Raw genomic sequence first — 13,925 nt, 5'->3', positions numbered from 1 at the left:
TTCGTTTGTTCCGCTATCCAAAAAACACATCACCGGCAGCAATGGGCATTATCCTGCCAGCGCCGGTATCGAGCATCAACAAGCCATTATCATCAATTCCCGCGAATTGTCCGGAAATCGATCTGTCCGGCAAATTCACCGTAATCTTTTCGCCGATGCCGCAGGCGATCGCGCGCCAGAGCGCCGTGATCTCGCCGATGCCGCGGCCCTGGTCCCATATTTCAAGCACTTCCGCCGTGGCGGCGAAGAGGTGCGCGAAGAGTTCCTCCGGCGAAGCCGCGCTTCCCTGCTGGCGCAGGCAGGTGACCGGGTAAAGCGGATTGTCCGGCATCACAGAGATATTGACGCCAATGCCGACGATCAGCGCGTAACGTCCGTCCGGCAGCCCTTCACCTTCGACGAGAATGCCGCAGGTCTTCTTTCGACCGATGAGGATATCGTTCGGCCATTTGACCTCGAGCGGTTCGGCACCCGGCGGCAGCACCCGGCGGATCGCCTGATGCACCGCAACGGCGATCGCCAGCGGCAGAGAGCCCAGGCGCTCCATCGGGGCCGGGTCGATCAAAAGAAGAGAAGCGTAGAGATTGCCGCGTTCGGAAACCCAGAGCCTGCCGCGGCGGCCGCGGCCGCCCGTCTGCCTCTCGGCGGTCACCCAGAGATTGCCGCCATCGCCCGCCCGAGCCCGGGCGAGGCATTCGCTGTTGGTAGACGATGTTTCCGACAGAGCCTCGTGCCTGAAATCGCCGAGCGATATCCGGCGCCGTCTGTCGGAAGCCATCAAAAGAGCGTCGCAGCGGCAAGCTCTGCCGCGCCACCGATCGGGCCGCCGATGAGGACATAGGCGGTGACGAAGAGACCGGAGAGACCGAAGACCAGACGCAGCGTTCCGGAGACACGGGCGAATTCGCCGGTCGCCTCATCGAACCACATCAGCTTGATGACACGCAGATAGTAGTAAGCGCCGACGACCGAGGCGAGAACGCCGATGATGGCGAGCGCATAGAGCTTGGCCTCGATGGCGGCAACGAAGACGAAGTACTTCGCGAAGAAGCCGGCGAGCGGCGGGATGCCGGCGAGCGAGAACATCAGCGCCGTCAGCACCACGGCCATGAACGGGTTCGTTGTGGAGAGGCCGGCGAGATCGTTGACCTCCTCGACGACGGTGCCGTCCTTGCGGCGCATCGACATGATGATCGCAAAGCTGCCGAGCGTCATCACCATGTAGATGACCATGTAAAGCATGACGCCGGTGACGCCGGTCTGGTTGCCGGCGGCAAGGCCGACCAGCGCATAACCCATATGACCGATCGAGGAATAAGCCATCAGCCGCTTGATGTTCTTCTGGCCGATCGCCGCAAACGAGCCGAGCAGCATCGAGGCGATCGAGATGAAGACGACGACCTGCTGCCAGTCCGCCAGAACCGGCTGGAAGGCAGTGATGACGATGCGGGTCATCATCGCCATGGCGGCGACCTTGGGTGCTGCGGCAAGGAAGGCGGTGACCGGCGTCGGCGCGCCTTCATAAACGTCCGGCGTCCACATGTGGAAGGGAACGGCCGAGATCTTGAAGGCGATGCCGGCGAGGATGAAGACCAGGCCGAAGATGAGGCCGAGCGAGCGCGCACCCTCGACGGACAGCGCCTGGGCGATCTCGGAGAAGTGGGTGTGGCCGGTGAAGCCATAGACCAGCGACATGCCGTAGAGCAGCATGCCGGAGGAAAGCGCGCCGAGGACGAAGTATTTCAGGCCGGCTTCGGTCGACTTCAGGCTGTCGCGGTTGATCGCGGCGACGACATAAAGCGCCAGCGACTGCAGTTCCAGCGCGAGATAGAGCGAGATCAGGTCGTTGGCCGAGATCATCAGCAGGATGCCGAGGGTCGCAAGCACCAGGAGAACCGGGAACTCGAACTTGTCGAGCTGATTTTCGCGGGCGTGGCCGATCGACATGAACATGGCAACCAGCGAACCGATGAGCGCCACCAGCTTCATGAAGCGCGAGAAGCCGTCGGCCATGTAGACGCCGCCATAGGCAAGGCCTTCTGCCGGCACGAAGAGCAGCCACAGGCCGGAGGCCAGGAGCAGGACGATGGCCAAGCCGGTGACGACAAGGCCCGACCGCTCGCCTGAGAAGACGCCGACCATCAACAGGACAAGGGCGCCGACCGCGAGGATGAGCTCCGGCGCGGAAAGATGCAGACTGAGGAGAATTGTTTCAGCGGTCATGTCCAATAAGTCCCGTCATCATTTCATAGACAGCGCAACATTCTGCGCTGCGTGCACGGCGGCCGTGTAGTTGTTGACCAGCAGATCCACCGAGGCGGCCGTCGCATCGAAGACCGGAGCCGGATAAACGCCGAAGAAGATGGTCAGCGCGACCAGCGGGTAGAGGATCAACTGTTCGCGTCTGGAAAGATCGAGCAGCGCCTTCAGCTTCTCCTTCTCCAGCGCGCCGAAGATCACCCGGCGATAAAGCCAAAGCGCGTAGGCGGCCGAGAGAATGACCCCAGAGGCGGCAAAGAGCGCTACCCAAGTGTTGACCCGGAAGACGCCGATCAGTGTCAGGAATTCGCCGATGAAGCCCGACGTGCCGGGAAGCCCGACATTGGCCATGGTGAAGACCATCATCGCCACGGCATATTTCGGCATGTTGTTGACGAGGCCGCCATAGGCGTTGATCTCGCGGGTGTGGGTACGGTCGTAGACGACGCCGACGCAGAGGAAGAGCGCGCCGGAGACGATGCCGTGCGAGAGCATCTGGAAGATCGAGCCCTGGACGCCCTGCATGTTGGCGGCAAAGATGCCCATGGTCACGTAGCCCATGTGCGCCACGGAGGAATAGGCGATGAGCTTCTTGATATCGTCCTGCATCATCGCCACCAGAGAGGTATAGATGATGGCGATGACGGACATGGCGAAGACGAGCGGCGCGAAGTAATCGGACGCGACCGGGAACATGCCGAGCGAGAAGCGGATCAGACCGTAGCCGCCGAGCTTCAGCAGCACGCCGGCCAGGATCACCGAACCTGCCGTCGGCGCCTGAACGTGGGCATCGGGAAGCCAGGTATGGACCGGCCACATCGGCATCTTCACCGCGAAGGAGGCGAAGAAGGCAAGCCATAACCAGGTTTGCAGCGCCGGCGGGAACTTGTAGGCGAGCAGCGCGGTGATATCGGTCGTGCCGGCCTGCCAGTACATCGCCATGATGGCGAGCAGCATCAGCACCGAGCCGAGCAGCGTATAGAGGAAGAATTTGTAGCTCGCATAGACGCGGTCCTTGCCGCCCCAGACGCCGATGATCAGGAACATCGGAATGAGGCCCGCCTCGAAGAAGACGTAGAAGAGCACGATATCGAGCGAGACGAAGACGCCGATCATCATCGTTTCGAGGATGAGGAAGGCGATCATATATTCCTTCAGGCGCTTCTCGATCGAGAGCCAGCTCGCCAGCACGCAGAAGGGCATGAGGAAGGTCGACAGGATGACGAACAGCATCGAGATGCCGTCGACGCCGACGTGGTAGCCAATGCCGGTGCCGAGCCAGTCATGCTTTTCGAGCATCTGGAAGCCCGGATTGGCATTGTCGAAGCCGGTCCAGATGAAGAGCGAAACGACGAAGGTGAAGACGGTGGTGATCAGCGAGATCCACAGCACGTTCTTGCGGCCGGTTTCGCTCTCGCCGTTCATCAGTAGCAGGAGCACCACGCCGACGAGCGGCAGGAAGGTGACCGTTGAAAGAATAGGCCAATCGGTCATCAGAAGGAACTCCCGAGCATCATCCAGGTAACGAGCGCCGCAATGCCGATCAGCATGGCGAAGGCGTAGTGATAGAGGTAACCGGTCTGCAGGCGAACCACGCGATCGGTGACGGCGACGACGCGGGCGGCGACGCCGTTCGGGCCGTAGGTGTCGATGACGCCGACATCACCCTTCTTCCACAGGAAGCGGCCGAGCGCCTTGGCGGTGCGGACGAAGAGGAAGTCGTAGAGTTCGTCGAAATACCACTTGTTCAGCAGGAACTGGTAGAGCACGCGGTGCTGCTGCGCCAGGATACGCGGCGTCTGCGGCGAGCGGATATACATGTACCAGGCGGTGACGAAGCCGAGCACCATGGCGATGAAGGGGCTCAAAGCCACAAGCGCCGGCACATGGTGGAACTCTTCGACCAGTTCGTTCTCGGCGCCGGTAAAGAGCGCACCCTTCCAGAACTCGGCATATTCCTCGCCGTAGAACCGGCCCTCGAAGAAGTAGCCGGCGAAAACTGCTCCAATTGCGAGGAGATAGAGCGGCACCAGCATGACCTGGGGCGACTCGTGGACGTGGTGCATCACCTCGTGCGAGGCGCGCGGCTTTCCATAGAAGGTCATGAAGATCAGGCGCCAGGAATAGAAGCTGGTGAACAGAGCCGCGATAACCAGCAGCGAGAAGGCAAAGCCCGAGACCGCCGAATGCGAAGCATAGGTCGCCTCGATGATCACGTCCTTCGAATAGAAGCCGGCAAGACCGAATGGTGTGAAAGGAATGCCGACGCCGGTGATTGCCAGCGTACCGACAATCATCATACGGAACGTCCACTTAATATGCGGCCGCAAGCCGCCCATGTAGCGCATGTCCTGCTCGCCATCGACGGCATGGATGACCGAACCGGCGCAGAGGAAGAGCAGCGCCTTGAAGAAGGCGTGGGTGAAGAGATGGAAGATCGCCGCGCCATAGGCCCCTACCCCGAGCGCCACGAACATGTAGCCGAGCTGCGAGCAGGTGGAATAGGCGATGACGCGCTTGATGTCGTTCTGCACGAGGCCGACGGTTGCCGCGAAGAAGGCGGTGATGGCGCCGATCACGGTAACGACAACCAGCGCATCCGGCGACAGTTCGAAGAGCGGCGACATGCGGGCGACGAGGAAGACGCCGGCGGTGACCATGGTGGCGGCATGGATGAGAGCCGAGACCGGGGTCGGGCCTTCCATGGCGTCAGGCAGCCAGGTGTGCAGCAGGAACTGCGCCGACTTGCCCATCGCGCCCATGAAGAGCAGCAGGCAGATGCCGGTCAGCGCATGCGCCTTGTCGAGCTGCATGCCGAAGAGATTGAGGAACACCTCGCCCGCTTCGCCGCCGCCTTCATGCGGAGCGAAGTTCGAGGCATTGGCGAAGATCGTGTCGAGATTGATCGAGCCGAACAGCACGAAGACGCCGGCAATGCCGAGCACGAAGCCGAAGTCGCCGACGCGGTTGACGATGAAGGCCTTCATTGCCGCAGCCGTCGCCGACGGCTTCTTGAACCAGAAGCCGATCAGCAGATAGGAGGCGAGACCGACGCCTTCCCAACCGAAGAACATCTGGGCAAGGTTGTCAGCGGTCACCAGCATCAGCATGGCGAAGGTGAAGAGGGAGAGATAGGCGAAGAAGCGCGGGCGATGCGGATCAGTATGCATGTAGCCGATCGAATAGACATGCACCAGCGTCGAGACCGTGTTGACGACGATCAGCATGACGGAGGTCAGCGTATCCACGCGCAGCGACCAGGAGACGTCGATGCCGCCGGACTGGATCCAGCGCAGCACCTCGACCTTGATCGGGCCACCTTCGGCATGGCCCATGCCGACGGTGAAGAAGACAACCCAAGACAGGATGGCGGCGATGATCATCAGGCCGCTGGTGACATATTCCGAAGCCTTGGCGCCGATGGCGCGGCCGAAAAGGCCGGCGACGATCGCACCGATCAAGGGAAGAAAGACGATAGCCTTATAGAGGAACATGAGCCACTCAGCCCTTCATCATATTGACGTCTTCGACCGCGATCGAGCCGCGGTTGCGGTAGAAGACAACGAGAATTGCAAGACCGATCGCCGCTTCGGCAGCCGCGACCGTCAGGATGAACAGCGCGAAGACCTGGCCGACGATGTCGTTCAGGAAGGAGGAGAAGGCGACCATGTTGATGTTGACGGCAAGCAGGATCAGTTCGATCGACATCAGGATGACGATGACGTTCTTCCGGTTCAGGAAGATGCCGAAGACGCCAAGCGTGAAGAGGATGGCGCTGACCGTCAGGTAGTGGGAAAGTCCGATGACCATGTTCTTTGTTCCTTGACCTGCCTTTAGACGCCCTGCCCGGGCTTGACCGAAACCACCTCGACGGCGGTGGCGGGCGTGCGGGCAACCTGCCTGGGAATATTCTGCCGCTTGATGTTGGTGCGATGTCTCAACGTCAGCACGATCGCGCCGATCATGGCGACCAGCAGCACCAGACCGGCGATCTGGAAGAAATAGACGTAGTTGGTGTAGAGCACGTCGCCGAGAGCGGCGGTATTGGTGCGCTCGCTCAGCGCCGGGATCGGCATGGCGACTGATTTGGCGATCTCAGGCGAGATGACACTGCCACCGATGACGACGATCAGTTCGGCTGCGAGGATCACCCCGATCAGCCCGCCGATCGGCGCATATTCGAGAACGCCGGCCCTCAGTTCGGTGAAGTCGATATCGAGCATCATCACCACGAAGAGGAAGAGAACGGCGACGGCGCCGACATAGACGACAAGCAGGATCATCGCCAGGAATTCGGCACCGAGCAGCAGGAAGAGGCCGGCCGCATTGAAGAACACCAGGATCAGGAACAGAACCGAGTGAACCGGGTTCTTCGCCCAGATGACCATGAACGCCGACGCCACCGCGACAAAGGCGAAAAGATAGAAAAATAGAGCCTGCAGACCCATGTTGGTGCCTTTTTCATCTTCCCCCGGGCAGCCGGGAGTTTTTCTGCCCGATAGAACTTTGCGCGGCTGACCGGCAAAACTCCTGTGCATATTGACCGCGACCGAAGCGCTCAAGCTCCATTACGGCATTTCAAAAACTCGATCAGCGGTACGGCGAGTCGATCGCGATGTTGCGGGCGATTTCGCGCTCCCACCGGTCTCCGTTGTCCAGAAGCCGCGCCTTGTCGAAATAGAGCTCTTCGCGGGTTTCCGTCGCAAATTCGAAATTCGGGCCTTCGACGATCGCGTCGACCGGGCAGGCTTCCTGGCAGAAGCCGCAATAGATGCACTTCACCATGTCGATGTCGTAGCGCACCGTACGGCGCGTGCCGTCATTGCGGCGGGGACCCGCCTCGATGGTGATCGCCTGGGCAGGACAGATCGCCTCGCAGAGCTTGCAGGCGATGCAGCGTTCCTCGCCGTTCGGATAACGGCGCAGCGCATGCTCGCCGCGGAAACGCGGGGAGACCGGGCCTTTTTCGAAGGGATAGTTGATCGTCGCCTTCTGGCGGAAGAAATAGCGCATCGACAGAAAGAACGCGCCGACGAATTCCTTGAGAAACAGCGAGCTGATGGAGCCGGACAAGCTAGCCATCTTCAACCTCCAATTTTGCCGGAAACAAGAGCGGGCATGATCATGCCCAACCCGTCAGTTTCAGCACGAATGCAACGATGACGACCATGGCGAGCGACAGCGGCAGGAAGACCTTCCAGCCGAGGCGCATGAGCTGGTCGTAGCGGTAGCGCGGAACGAAGGCCTTGACCATCGCGAACATGAAGAACACCAGGCAGGCCTTCAGCGTGAACCAGATGATTCCTGGGACCCAGTTGAGGATCCAGATATCGACCGGGGGCAGCCAGCCGCCGAGGAAGAGGATCGTCGTCAGCGCGCACATCAGACAGACGGCCGCATATTCGCCGAGCATGAACATCATGTAGGGCGAGGAGCCGTATTCGACCATGAAGCCGGCAACGAGTTCCGATTCAGCTTCCGGAAGGTCGAAGGGCGGACGGTTCGTCTCGGCGAGTGCCGAAATGAAGAAGATGATGAACATCGGGAAGAGCGACAGCCAGTGCCAGTCGAGGAACGACGCCGGCAGGCCGAGCATGGTGCCGAGGCCGGTATGCTGCGCATTGACGATATCGGTCAGATTCAGCGAGCCGACGCAGAGAAGCACGGTGACGATGACAAAGCCGATCGAGACTTCATAGGACACCATCTGGGCCGCCGAGCGCAGCGCACCGAGGAACGGATACTTCGAGTTCGAAGCCCAGCCGCCCATGATGATGCCGTAAACCTCGAGCGAGGAGATCGCGAAAATATAGAGGATGCCGACATTGATGTTGGCGATCACCCATCCGTCGGCCAGCGGCACCACCGCCCAGGTGGATAGCGCCAGAAGCACCGTCACCAGCGGGGCAAGCAGGAACACCGCCTTGTTGGCGCCGGCCGGAATGATCGGCTCCTTGAAGACGAACTTCAAAAGGTCGGCGAAGGACTGAAACAGGCCGAAGGGACCGACGACGTTCGGCCCGCGGCGCAGCTGCACGGCCGCCCAGATCTTGCGGTCGGCGAGCAGCACGTAGGCGATGAAGACGAGCAGGCAGACGAGAAGCAGCAGCGACTGACCAATCATGATGATCGCCGGCCAGACATAGGTCGAAAAGAAAGAATCCATAGTCCCCTGCCCTTACTCTGCCGCGACTTTGAAGTTGTTGCGGGCCAATGCCGAGCACTCCGCCATGACAGCCGAGGCACGCGCTATCGGGTTCGTCAAATAGAAGTCTTTCACCGGCGACGCAAACCCGGATTTGTTCATCTTGCCGGCTTTTTTCGCAACTGCGGCAATTTGGGCGCTATCGGTTTCGGCGATCTCGTCGATGGCGGCGAAATGCGGGAAAGCGGCATAGAGGCGGACACGCAATTCACTCAACGAATCGAAGGGAAGCTTCTTGCCGAGCACGTCGGAAAGGGCACGGATGATCGCCCAGTCCTCGCGGGCGTCACCCGGCGCAAAACCTGCGCGATTGCCCATCTGGACGCGGCCTTCGGTGTTGACCCAGGTGCCGGACTTTTCGGTATAGGCTGCCGCCGGCAGGATGACGTCGGCATGGTGTGCGCCGTTGTCGCCATGCGAGCCGATATAGACGGTGAGCTTGGCCTTCTTGGCGGTGAAGTCGAGCTCGTCGGCACCGAGCAGGAAGAGCACGTCCATCGCCGTCAGCATCTCGGCAGCGTTGACGCCCTTGGTGCCCGGCACGAAGCCGAGATCGAGGCCGCCGACACGCGAGGCAGCGGTATGGAGGACGGCAAAGCCGTTCCAGCCTTCGACGACCGCGCCGACCGAACCGGCGAGCTTGGCAGCACTGGCGAGAACGCCGGCGCCATCGGTGCGCGACAGCGCGCCCTGGCCGATGATGATCATCGGCTTGGCGGCGTTCTTCAGCACGTCGGCGAAGGCGTGGGTGCCGTCGACCAGATCCTTCAGCGTGTCGGGACCGCCGCCGAGGTAATCATAGCTGTAGCGCAGTTCGCCCGGCTCGCCGATCACGCCGATCGGGAACTTGCCGCGGCGCCAGCGCTTGCGGATGCGGGCGTTGAGGATGGCGGCCTCGAAGCGCGGATTGGCGCCGATGATCAGCAGCGCATCGGCCTGGTCGATGCCCGATATGGTCGGGTTGAACAGGTAGCTTGCACGGCCGAGCGACGGATCGAGTGCCGCCCCATCCTGGCGACAGTCGAGATTGGCTGACCCCAGCGACTTCACCAGTTCGGAGAGCGCATACATCTCCTCGACGGAAGCGAGATCGCCGGCGATAGCGCCGATCTTGTCGCCCGAGGTCGCGCCGACCGCGGCCTTGATGGCGCCAAAGGCTTCGGCCCAGGTAGCGGGCTGCAGGCGGCCGTCGCGGCGAACATAAGGCCGATCGAGGCGCTGGGTCTTCAGGCCGTCCCAGATGAAGCGGCTCTTGTCGGAGATCCACTCTTCGTTGATCGTCTCATTGACGCGCGGCAGGATGCGCATGACTTCGCGGCCGCGGGTATCGACGCGGATCGCCGAACCGACGGCATCCATGACGTCGATCGATTCGGTCTTGTTCAATTCCCACGGGCGCGCGGTGAAGGCGAAGGGCTTCGAGGTAAGCGCGCCGACCGGGCAAAGGTCGACGACGTTGCCCTGCAACTCGGAGGTCATCGCCTGTTCGAGATAGGTGGTGATCTCGGCATCCTCGCCGCGGCCGATCAGGCCGAGTTCCGAAATGCCGGCGACCTCGGTCGTGAAGCGGACGCAGCGCGTGCAGTGGATGCAGCGGTTCATCACCGTCTTGACGAGCGGGCCGATATACTTGTCTTCGACGGCGCGCTTGTCTTCCTGATAGCGCGAGGTGTCGATACCAAAGGCCATCGCCTGGTCCTGCAGGTCGCATTCGCCGCCCTGGTCGCAGATCGGGCAATCCAGCGGATGGTTGATCAGCAGGAATTCCATCACGCCTTCGCGGGCCTTCTTGACCATCGGCGTGTTGGTGAAGACCTCAGGCAGTTCGCCGTTAGGGCCGCCGCGGATATCGCGCACGCTCATGGCGCAGGAAGCCTGCGGCTTCGGCGGTCCGCCCTTTACCTCGACGAGGCACATGCGGCAATTGCCGGCAACCGACAGGCGCTCGTGGAAGCAGAAGCGCGGAACCTCGGCACCGGCATCCTCACACGCCTGCAATAGCGTGAAATGATCCGGAACTTCGATCTCGTTGCCGTCAATCTTCAGTTTTGCCATCGTCGCTCAGTCCTGTTTCCCGTTTGCCTGATGACGGCAAACAAACCTATTTTTGCAACACTCTCATTGCCAAGCCGGATCTTTCGTCCTGCCGACATCTGATGTCGCCCAAATTCTCTGTCGCGCATTCCAGACCCGGAACCCGCACCGGCATCTACAGCTTGAGGTCCCCGCCCGTCCGCCGATCTGCCCATCCTTCCGGCCGATTGCACGGCCGGACAGTTCATTTCTTCCTGCGGCCCCGTCCCGCCAGAATTTTCGCCTGACCGGTCCAGTCGTCACGGCCGATGCGGCCATTGAAGCCGAGTTCGGCGTCGAGCCGGGCGATTTCCTCGTCGGTCCAGGCGGCGATCTCAGCGAAGTTGCGAATGCCCTTGGCATTCAGCACCTGCTCCAGCTTCGGGCCGATGCCGGCGATCAGCTTCAGATCGTCGGCCTTCCTACGCGCAACCGGTTTTGCCTTCACAGCCGGCTTTGGTTGGCTGGTCTTCACTTGGCTTGCTGGCTTCGTGTGGCTGGCTGGGGTCGGCTCGCTGACCGGCTTGACAACAGTCAGGGTCGGCCTTGCCTTCTTCTCAGCCGGCGGCTTGGTGAAAGCCCTGACATCCGGGCGAATATTCTCCGGCCGGATATCGACATCGGGCTTCAGTTCGTCCGGCGGCGTGTCATCGAGGGCGGCCGCGACCTTGCCGGTCGTTTCCAGGGCGCTCTGGAAGGCGCCGAAGAAGGCGCCCGCCATCTGGGTCGAGAAACCGAAGCCGATCGCCGTTGCGGCAGCAAAGGCTGCAGCGGGATGTGCCATCAGCGGATGCACCGGCATCGCCCGTGCATTTTCCAGCATCTCGGCGGCAAGACGGCCGAAACCGGCCGCGAAATCGGTGACTTCTTCCTTCTTCCCAACCTTGGATGCGTTGTCCGCCATGATTATTCAGCCGCCTCCAGAACCGCACCGTGATCGAGGGCGCTTGCCGTATACTGGTCGATGCGCTTTTCGATCTCGGGACGGAAGTTACGGATCAGACCCTGCACCGGCCATGCGGCTGCATCGCCCAGCGCACAGATGGTATGGCCCTCGATCTGCTTCGTCACCTGGAACAGCATGTCGATTTCGCGCTTCTGGGCATTGCCCTTGGCCATGCGTTCCATCACGCGCCACATCCAGCCGGTGCCTTCGCGGCAGGGCGTGCACTGGCCGCAGCTCTCATGCTTGAAGAAGGCGGAGATACGGGCGATCGCCTTGATGACGTCGGTGGACTTGTCCATGACGATCGCGGCGGCAGTACCGAAGGAAGAGCCGACGCCGCGCAGGCCGTCGAAATCCATCGGGCAATCGATGATGTCCTTGGCCGGAACGATCGGGCAGGACGCCCCGCCCGGAATGACGGCAAGCAGGTTGTCCCAGCCGCCGCGGATGCCGCCGGCATGGCGGTCGACCAGTTCGCGGAAGGTGATACCCATTTCCTCTTCGACCGTGCACGGCTTGTTGACGTGGCCGGAGAGCATGAACAGCTTGGTGCCGACATTGTTCGGGCGGCCGATGGCCGAGAACCAACCGGCGCCGCGGCGCAGGATCGTCGGCGCAACAGCGATCGATTCGACATTGTTGACCGTCGTCGGGCAGCCGTAGAGACCCATATTGGCCGGGAACGGCGGCTTCAGGCGCGGCTGGCCCTTCTTGCCTTCGAGGCTTTCGAGCAGCGCGGTTTCCTCGCCGCAGATATAGGCGCCGGCGCCGTGATGGACGAAGATGTCCATGTCCCAGCCGAGCTTGTTGTTCTTGCCGAGCAGGCCATAATCATAGCATTCGTCGATCGCCGCCTGCAGCGCTTCGCGCTCTCTTATATATTCGCCGCGCACATAGATGTAGGCCGCATTGGCGCCCATGGCGAAGCTCGCGATGACACAGCCTTCGATCAGCGTATGCGGATCGTGGCGCATGATATCGCGGTCCTTGCAGGTGCCGGGCTCCGATTCGTCAGCGTTGACGACGAGGTAATGTGGGCGGCCGTCGCTTTCCTTCGGCATGAAGGACCATTTGAGACCTGTGGGGAAACCGGCGCCGCCACGACCGCGAAGACCAGACGCCTTCATCTCGTTGATGATCCAGTCGCGGCCCTTTTCGAGGATCTGCTTGGTGCCGTCCCAGTGGCCGCGGCTCATCGCGCCCTTCAGGGATTTGTCCTTGAGGCCGTAGATATTGGTAAAGATGCGGTCTTTATCTTGTAACATGCTTCACCTCTTACCGCGGCTTCTTGCCGAAGACCTTGATATATTCCGCTTCCCCGCCCTTGGCGAGCGCCTTGGCCTGCTTGACCCAGTCATCGCGCTCGATGCGGCCGCGGAAGTTCAGGTAGCCGTCGACCCATTCGCGTTCGGCCGTCTTCCAGCCTGCGACCTGCGCAAAGGTGAAGATGCCGATTTCGTTCAACGTCGCCTCGATTTTCGGGCCGACACCCGAGATCATCTTCAGATCATCCGGTGCGGCAGGCTTTTCGACGCCGGCCGGACGGTTCTTGTCGGTCAGAGCAGGCTTTGCCGCAGGGGCAGCTTCAGCCTTGACGGCAGCTTTCGGCGCCGGTTCGGCAGCCGCAGTGCCTGATATCGGCTGCTGCTCGGCAGCCTTGGCGTTTTTCGCAGCCGCCTTCGGCGCCGTTGCCGGCGTCTTCAGGGCAGCATTGGTCTCGGCGTCGGTGCTCTTCGGGCGGGCGGCCTCGGAGGGCGGAACCGGCGCGGCGTCGACTTGAGCCGACACGGTTTCGGCATTGGCCTTCTTGGCGCGCGTCCTTGCCTTCGGCTCTTCCGTCGTCAGCGAGGTCAGGCCGCCTTCAGGCGCCGAAAACACGCGGTCGATCTGGGTGCCGGGCTTGATGCTGGCGCCATTGCCGGCGGCAAAGACGTCGATGATCTCTTCGAGACGCTCGGGCGTCAGGTCCTCATAGGTGTCCTTGCCGATCATCACCATCGGGGCGTTGACACAGGCCCCGAGACATTCGACCTCTTCCCAGGACAACGTTCCTTCGGCGTTACGCTCGAAGGCATGGGCATGGATCTTGCTCTTGCAGACCGACATCAGCGCTTCCGAGCCGCGCAGCATGCAGGGCGTCGTGCCGCAGACCTGGACATGGGCGCGCGTTCCCACAGGGTGCAGCTGGAACTGCGTATAGAAGGTCGCGACCTCGAGCACTCTTATATAGGCCATGTCGAGCATGTCGGCGATCTTTTCGATCGCCGCGCGCGTGACCCAGCCGTCCTGCTCCTGCGCCCGCATCAACAGCGGAATGACCGCCGATTGCTGGCGGCCGGCGGGGTATTTCTGGATCGTCTTGTCCGCCCAGACCGCATTCTCATCGCTGAAGGCGAATGCGGCAGGCTGGAATTGATCTTCGGCTAATCGACGAACGGACAT

12 protein-coding genes are annotated in these 13,925 nt (G+C 61.6%); all 12 read right to left on the bottom strand.

The genetic code is table 11. The features are described from left to right. Positions 1 to 13: 13 nt before the first annotated feature. The 12 genes from U5G49_RS07070 to U5G49_RS07015 all read right to left on the bottom strand — a co-directional run bounded on the left by U5G49_RS07070 (position 14) and on the right by U5G49_RS07015 (position 13,925). Positions 14 to 778, bottom strand: a complete 765-nt coding sequence (locus U5G49_RS07070; RefSeq protein WP_047622592.1) for a biotin--[acetyl-CoA-carboxylase] ligase — start codon at positions 776 to 778, stop codon at positions 14 to 16. Next, a complete protein-coding gene (gene nuoN, locus U5G49_RS07065) occupies positions 778 to 2,223 on the bottom strand; it encodes an NADH-quinone oxidoreductase subunit NuoN (protein WP_018241599.1) in 1,446 nt (481 codons plus the stop codon). Before nuoN ends, U5G49_RS07070 begins: the two co-directional genes overlap by 1 nt. Before the next feature lie 18 nt (positions 2,224 to 2,241). Next, complete coding sequence (locus U5G49_RS07060) at positions 2,242 to 3,753, bottom strand: NADH-quinone oxidoreductase subunit M (RefSeq protein WP_047622591.1); 1,512 nt, start codon at positions 3,751 to 3,753, stop codon at positions 2,242 to 2,244. Further along, entirely contained in the window at positions 3,753 to 5,753 is a 2,001-nt protein-coding gene (gene nuoL / locus U5G49_RS07055; protein WP_193444406.1) for an NADH-quinone oxidoreductase subunit L, read from the bottom strand. Before nuoL ends, U5G49_RS07060 begins: the two co-directional genes overlap by 1 nt. Positions 5,754 to 5,760: 7 nt before the next feature. Next, positions 5,761 to 6,069, bottom strand: a complete 309-nt coding sequence (nuoK, locus tag U5G49_RS07050; protein WP_003547388.1) for an NADH-quinone oxidoreductase subunit NuoK — start codon at positions 6,067 to 6,069, stop codon at positions 5,761 to 5,763. 23 nt (positions 6,070 to 6,092) lie between these two features. Then, positions 6,093 to 6,707, bottom strand: coding sequence for an NADH-quinone oxidoreductase subunit J (locus U5G49_RS07045; RefSeq protein ID WP_003547387.1), 615 nt, complete (start codon positions 6,705 to 6,707; stop codon positions 6,093 to 6,095). A gap of 142 nt (positions 6,708 to 6,849) precedes the next feature. Further along, positions 6,850 to 7,341: an NADH-quinone oxidoreductase subunit NuoI gene (gene nuoI, locus U5G49_RS07040; protein WP_003547385.1), complete on the bottom strand. Its 492-nt coding sequence runs from the start codon at positions 7,339 to 7,341 to the stop codon at positions 6,850 to 6,852. A 40-nt stretch (positions 7,342 to 7,381) separates the two neighbouring features. Then, entirely contained in the window at positions 7,382 to 8,425 is a 1,044-nt protein-coding gene (gene nuoH, locus U5G49_RS07035; protein WP_018241596.1) for an NADH-quinone oxidoreductase subunit NuoH, read from the bottom strand. A gap of 12 nt (positions 8,426 to 8,437) precedes the next feature. Continuing rightward, entirely contained in the window at positions 8,438 to 10,519 is a 2,082-nt protein-coding gene (gene nuoG / locus U5G49_RS07030) for an NADH-quinone oxidoreductase subunit NuoG (RefSeq protein WP_047622589.1), read from the bottom strand. A gap of 223 nt (positions 10,520 to 10,742) precedes the next feature. Continuing rightward, positions 10,743 to 11,441, bottom strand: coding sequence for a 5' DNA nuclease (locus U5G49_RS07025; RefSeq protein WP_193444405.1), 699 nt, complete (start codon positions 11,439 to 11,441; stop codon positions 10,743 to 10,745). A 2-nt stretch (positions 11,442 to 11,443) separates the two neighbouring features. Then, positions 11,444 to 12,748 carry an NADH-quinone oxidoreductase subunit NuoF gene (gene nuoF, locus U5G49_RS07020; RefSeq protein ID WP_003547378.1) on the bottom strand — a complete coding sequence of 435 codons (1,305 nt, stop codon included), beginning with the start codon at positions 12,746 to 12,748 and terminating at the stop codon, positions 11,444 to 11,446. A gap of 10 nt (positions 12,749 to 12,758) precedes the next feature. Beyond that, positions 12,759 to 13,925 carry an NADH-quinone oxidoreductase subunit E gene (locus U5G49_RS07015; protein WP_193444404.1) on the bottom strand — a complete coding sequence of 389 codons (1,167 nt, stop codon included), beginning with the start codon at positions 13,923 to 13,925 and terminating at the stop codon, positions 12,759 to 12,761.

The sequence above is a fragment of the Rhizobium indigoferae genome (assembly GCF_034554815.1).
In the GTDB taxonomy this organism is placed as follows: Bacteria; Pseudomonadota; Alphaproteobacteria; order Rhizobiales; family Rhizobiaceae; genus Rhizobium; species Rhizobium leguminosarum.
Note: the sequence above shows the minus strand (reverse complement) of the source record. Positions and strands in the feature narration are given on the sequence as shown.

What these genes read in the sequence shown, in the direction of transcription:
- U5G49_RS07045 (WP_003547387.1), bottom strand. Translation starts at nt 6,707, where the DNA reads ATGGGTCTGCAGGCTCTATTTTTCTATCTTTTCGCCTTTGTCGCGGTG.
- nuoG (WP_047622589.1), bottom strand. Translation starts at nt 10,519, where the DNA reads ATGGCAAAACTGAAGATTGACGGCAACGAGATCGAAGTTCCGGATCAT.
- nuoN (WP_018241599.1), bottom strand. Translation starts at nt 2,223, where the DNA reads ATGACCGCTGAAACAATTCTCCTCAGTCTGCATCTTTCCGCGCCGGAG.
- nuoH (WP_018241596.1), bottom strand. Translation starts at nt 8,425, where the DNA reads ATGGATTCTTTCTTTTCGACCTATGTCTGGCCGGCGATCATCATGATT.
- U5G49_RS07025 (WP_193444405.1), bottom strand. Translation starts at nt 11,441, where the DNA reads ATGGCGGACAACGCATCCAAGGTTGGGAAGAAGGAAGAAGTCACCGAT.
- nuoL (WP_193444406.1), bottom strand. Translation starts at nt 5,753, where the DNA reads ATGTTCCTCTATAAGGCTATCGTCTTTCTTCCCTTGATCGGTGCGATC.
- U5G49_RS07060 (WP_047622591.1), bottom strand. Translation starts at nt 3,753, where the DNA reads ATGACCGATTGGCCTATTCTTTCAACGGTCACCTTCCTGCCGCTCGTC.
- U5G49_RS07015 (WP_193444404.1), bottom strand. Translation starts at nt 13,925, where the DNA reads ATGTCCGTTCGTCGATTAGCCGAAGATCAATTCCAGCCTGCCGCATTC.
- U5G49_RS07070 (WP_047622592.1), bottom strand. Translation starts at nt 778, where the DNA reads ATGGCTTCCGACAGACGGCGCCGGATATCGCTCGGCGATTTCAGGCAC.
- nuoF (WP_003547378.1), bottom strand. Translation starts at nt 12,748, where the DNA reads ATGTTACAAGATAAAGACCGCATCTTTACCAATATCTACGGCCTCAAG.
- nuoK (WP_003547388.1), bottom strand. Translation starts at nt 6,069, where the DNA reads ATGGTCATCGGACTTTCCCACTACCTGACGGTCAGCGCCATCCTCTTC.
- nuoI (WP_003547385.1), bottom strand. Translation starts at nt 7,341, where the DNA reads ATGGCTAGCTTGTCCGGCTCCATCAGCTCGCTGTTTCTCAAGGAATTC.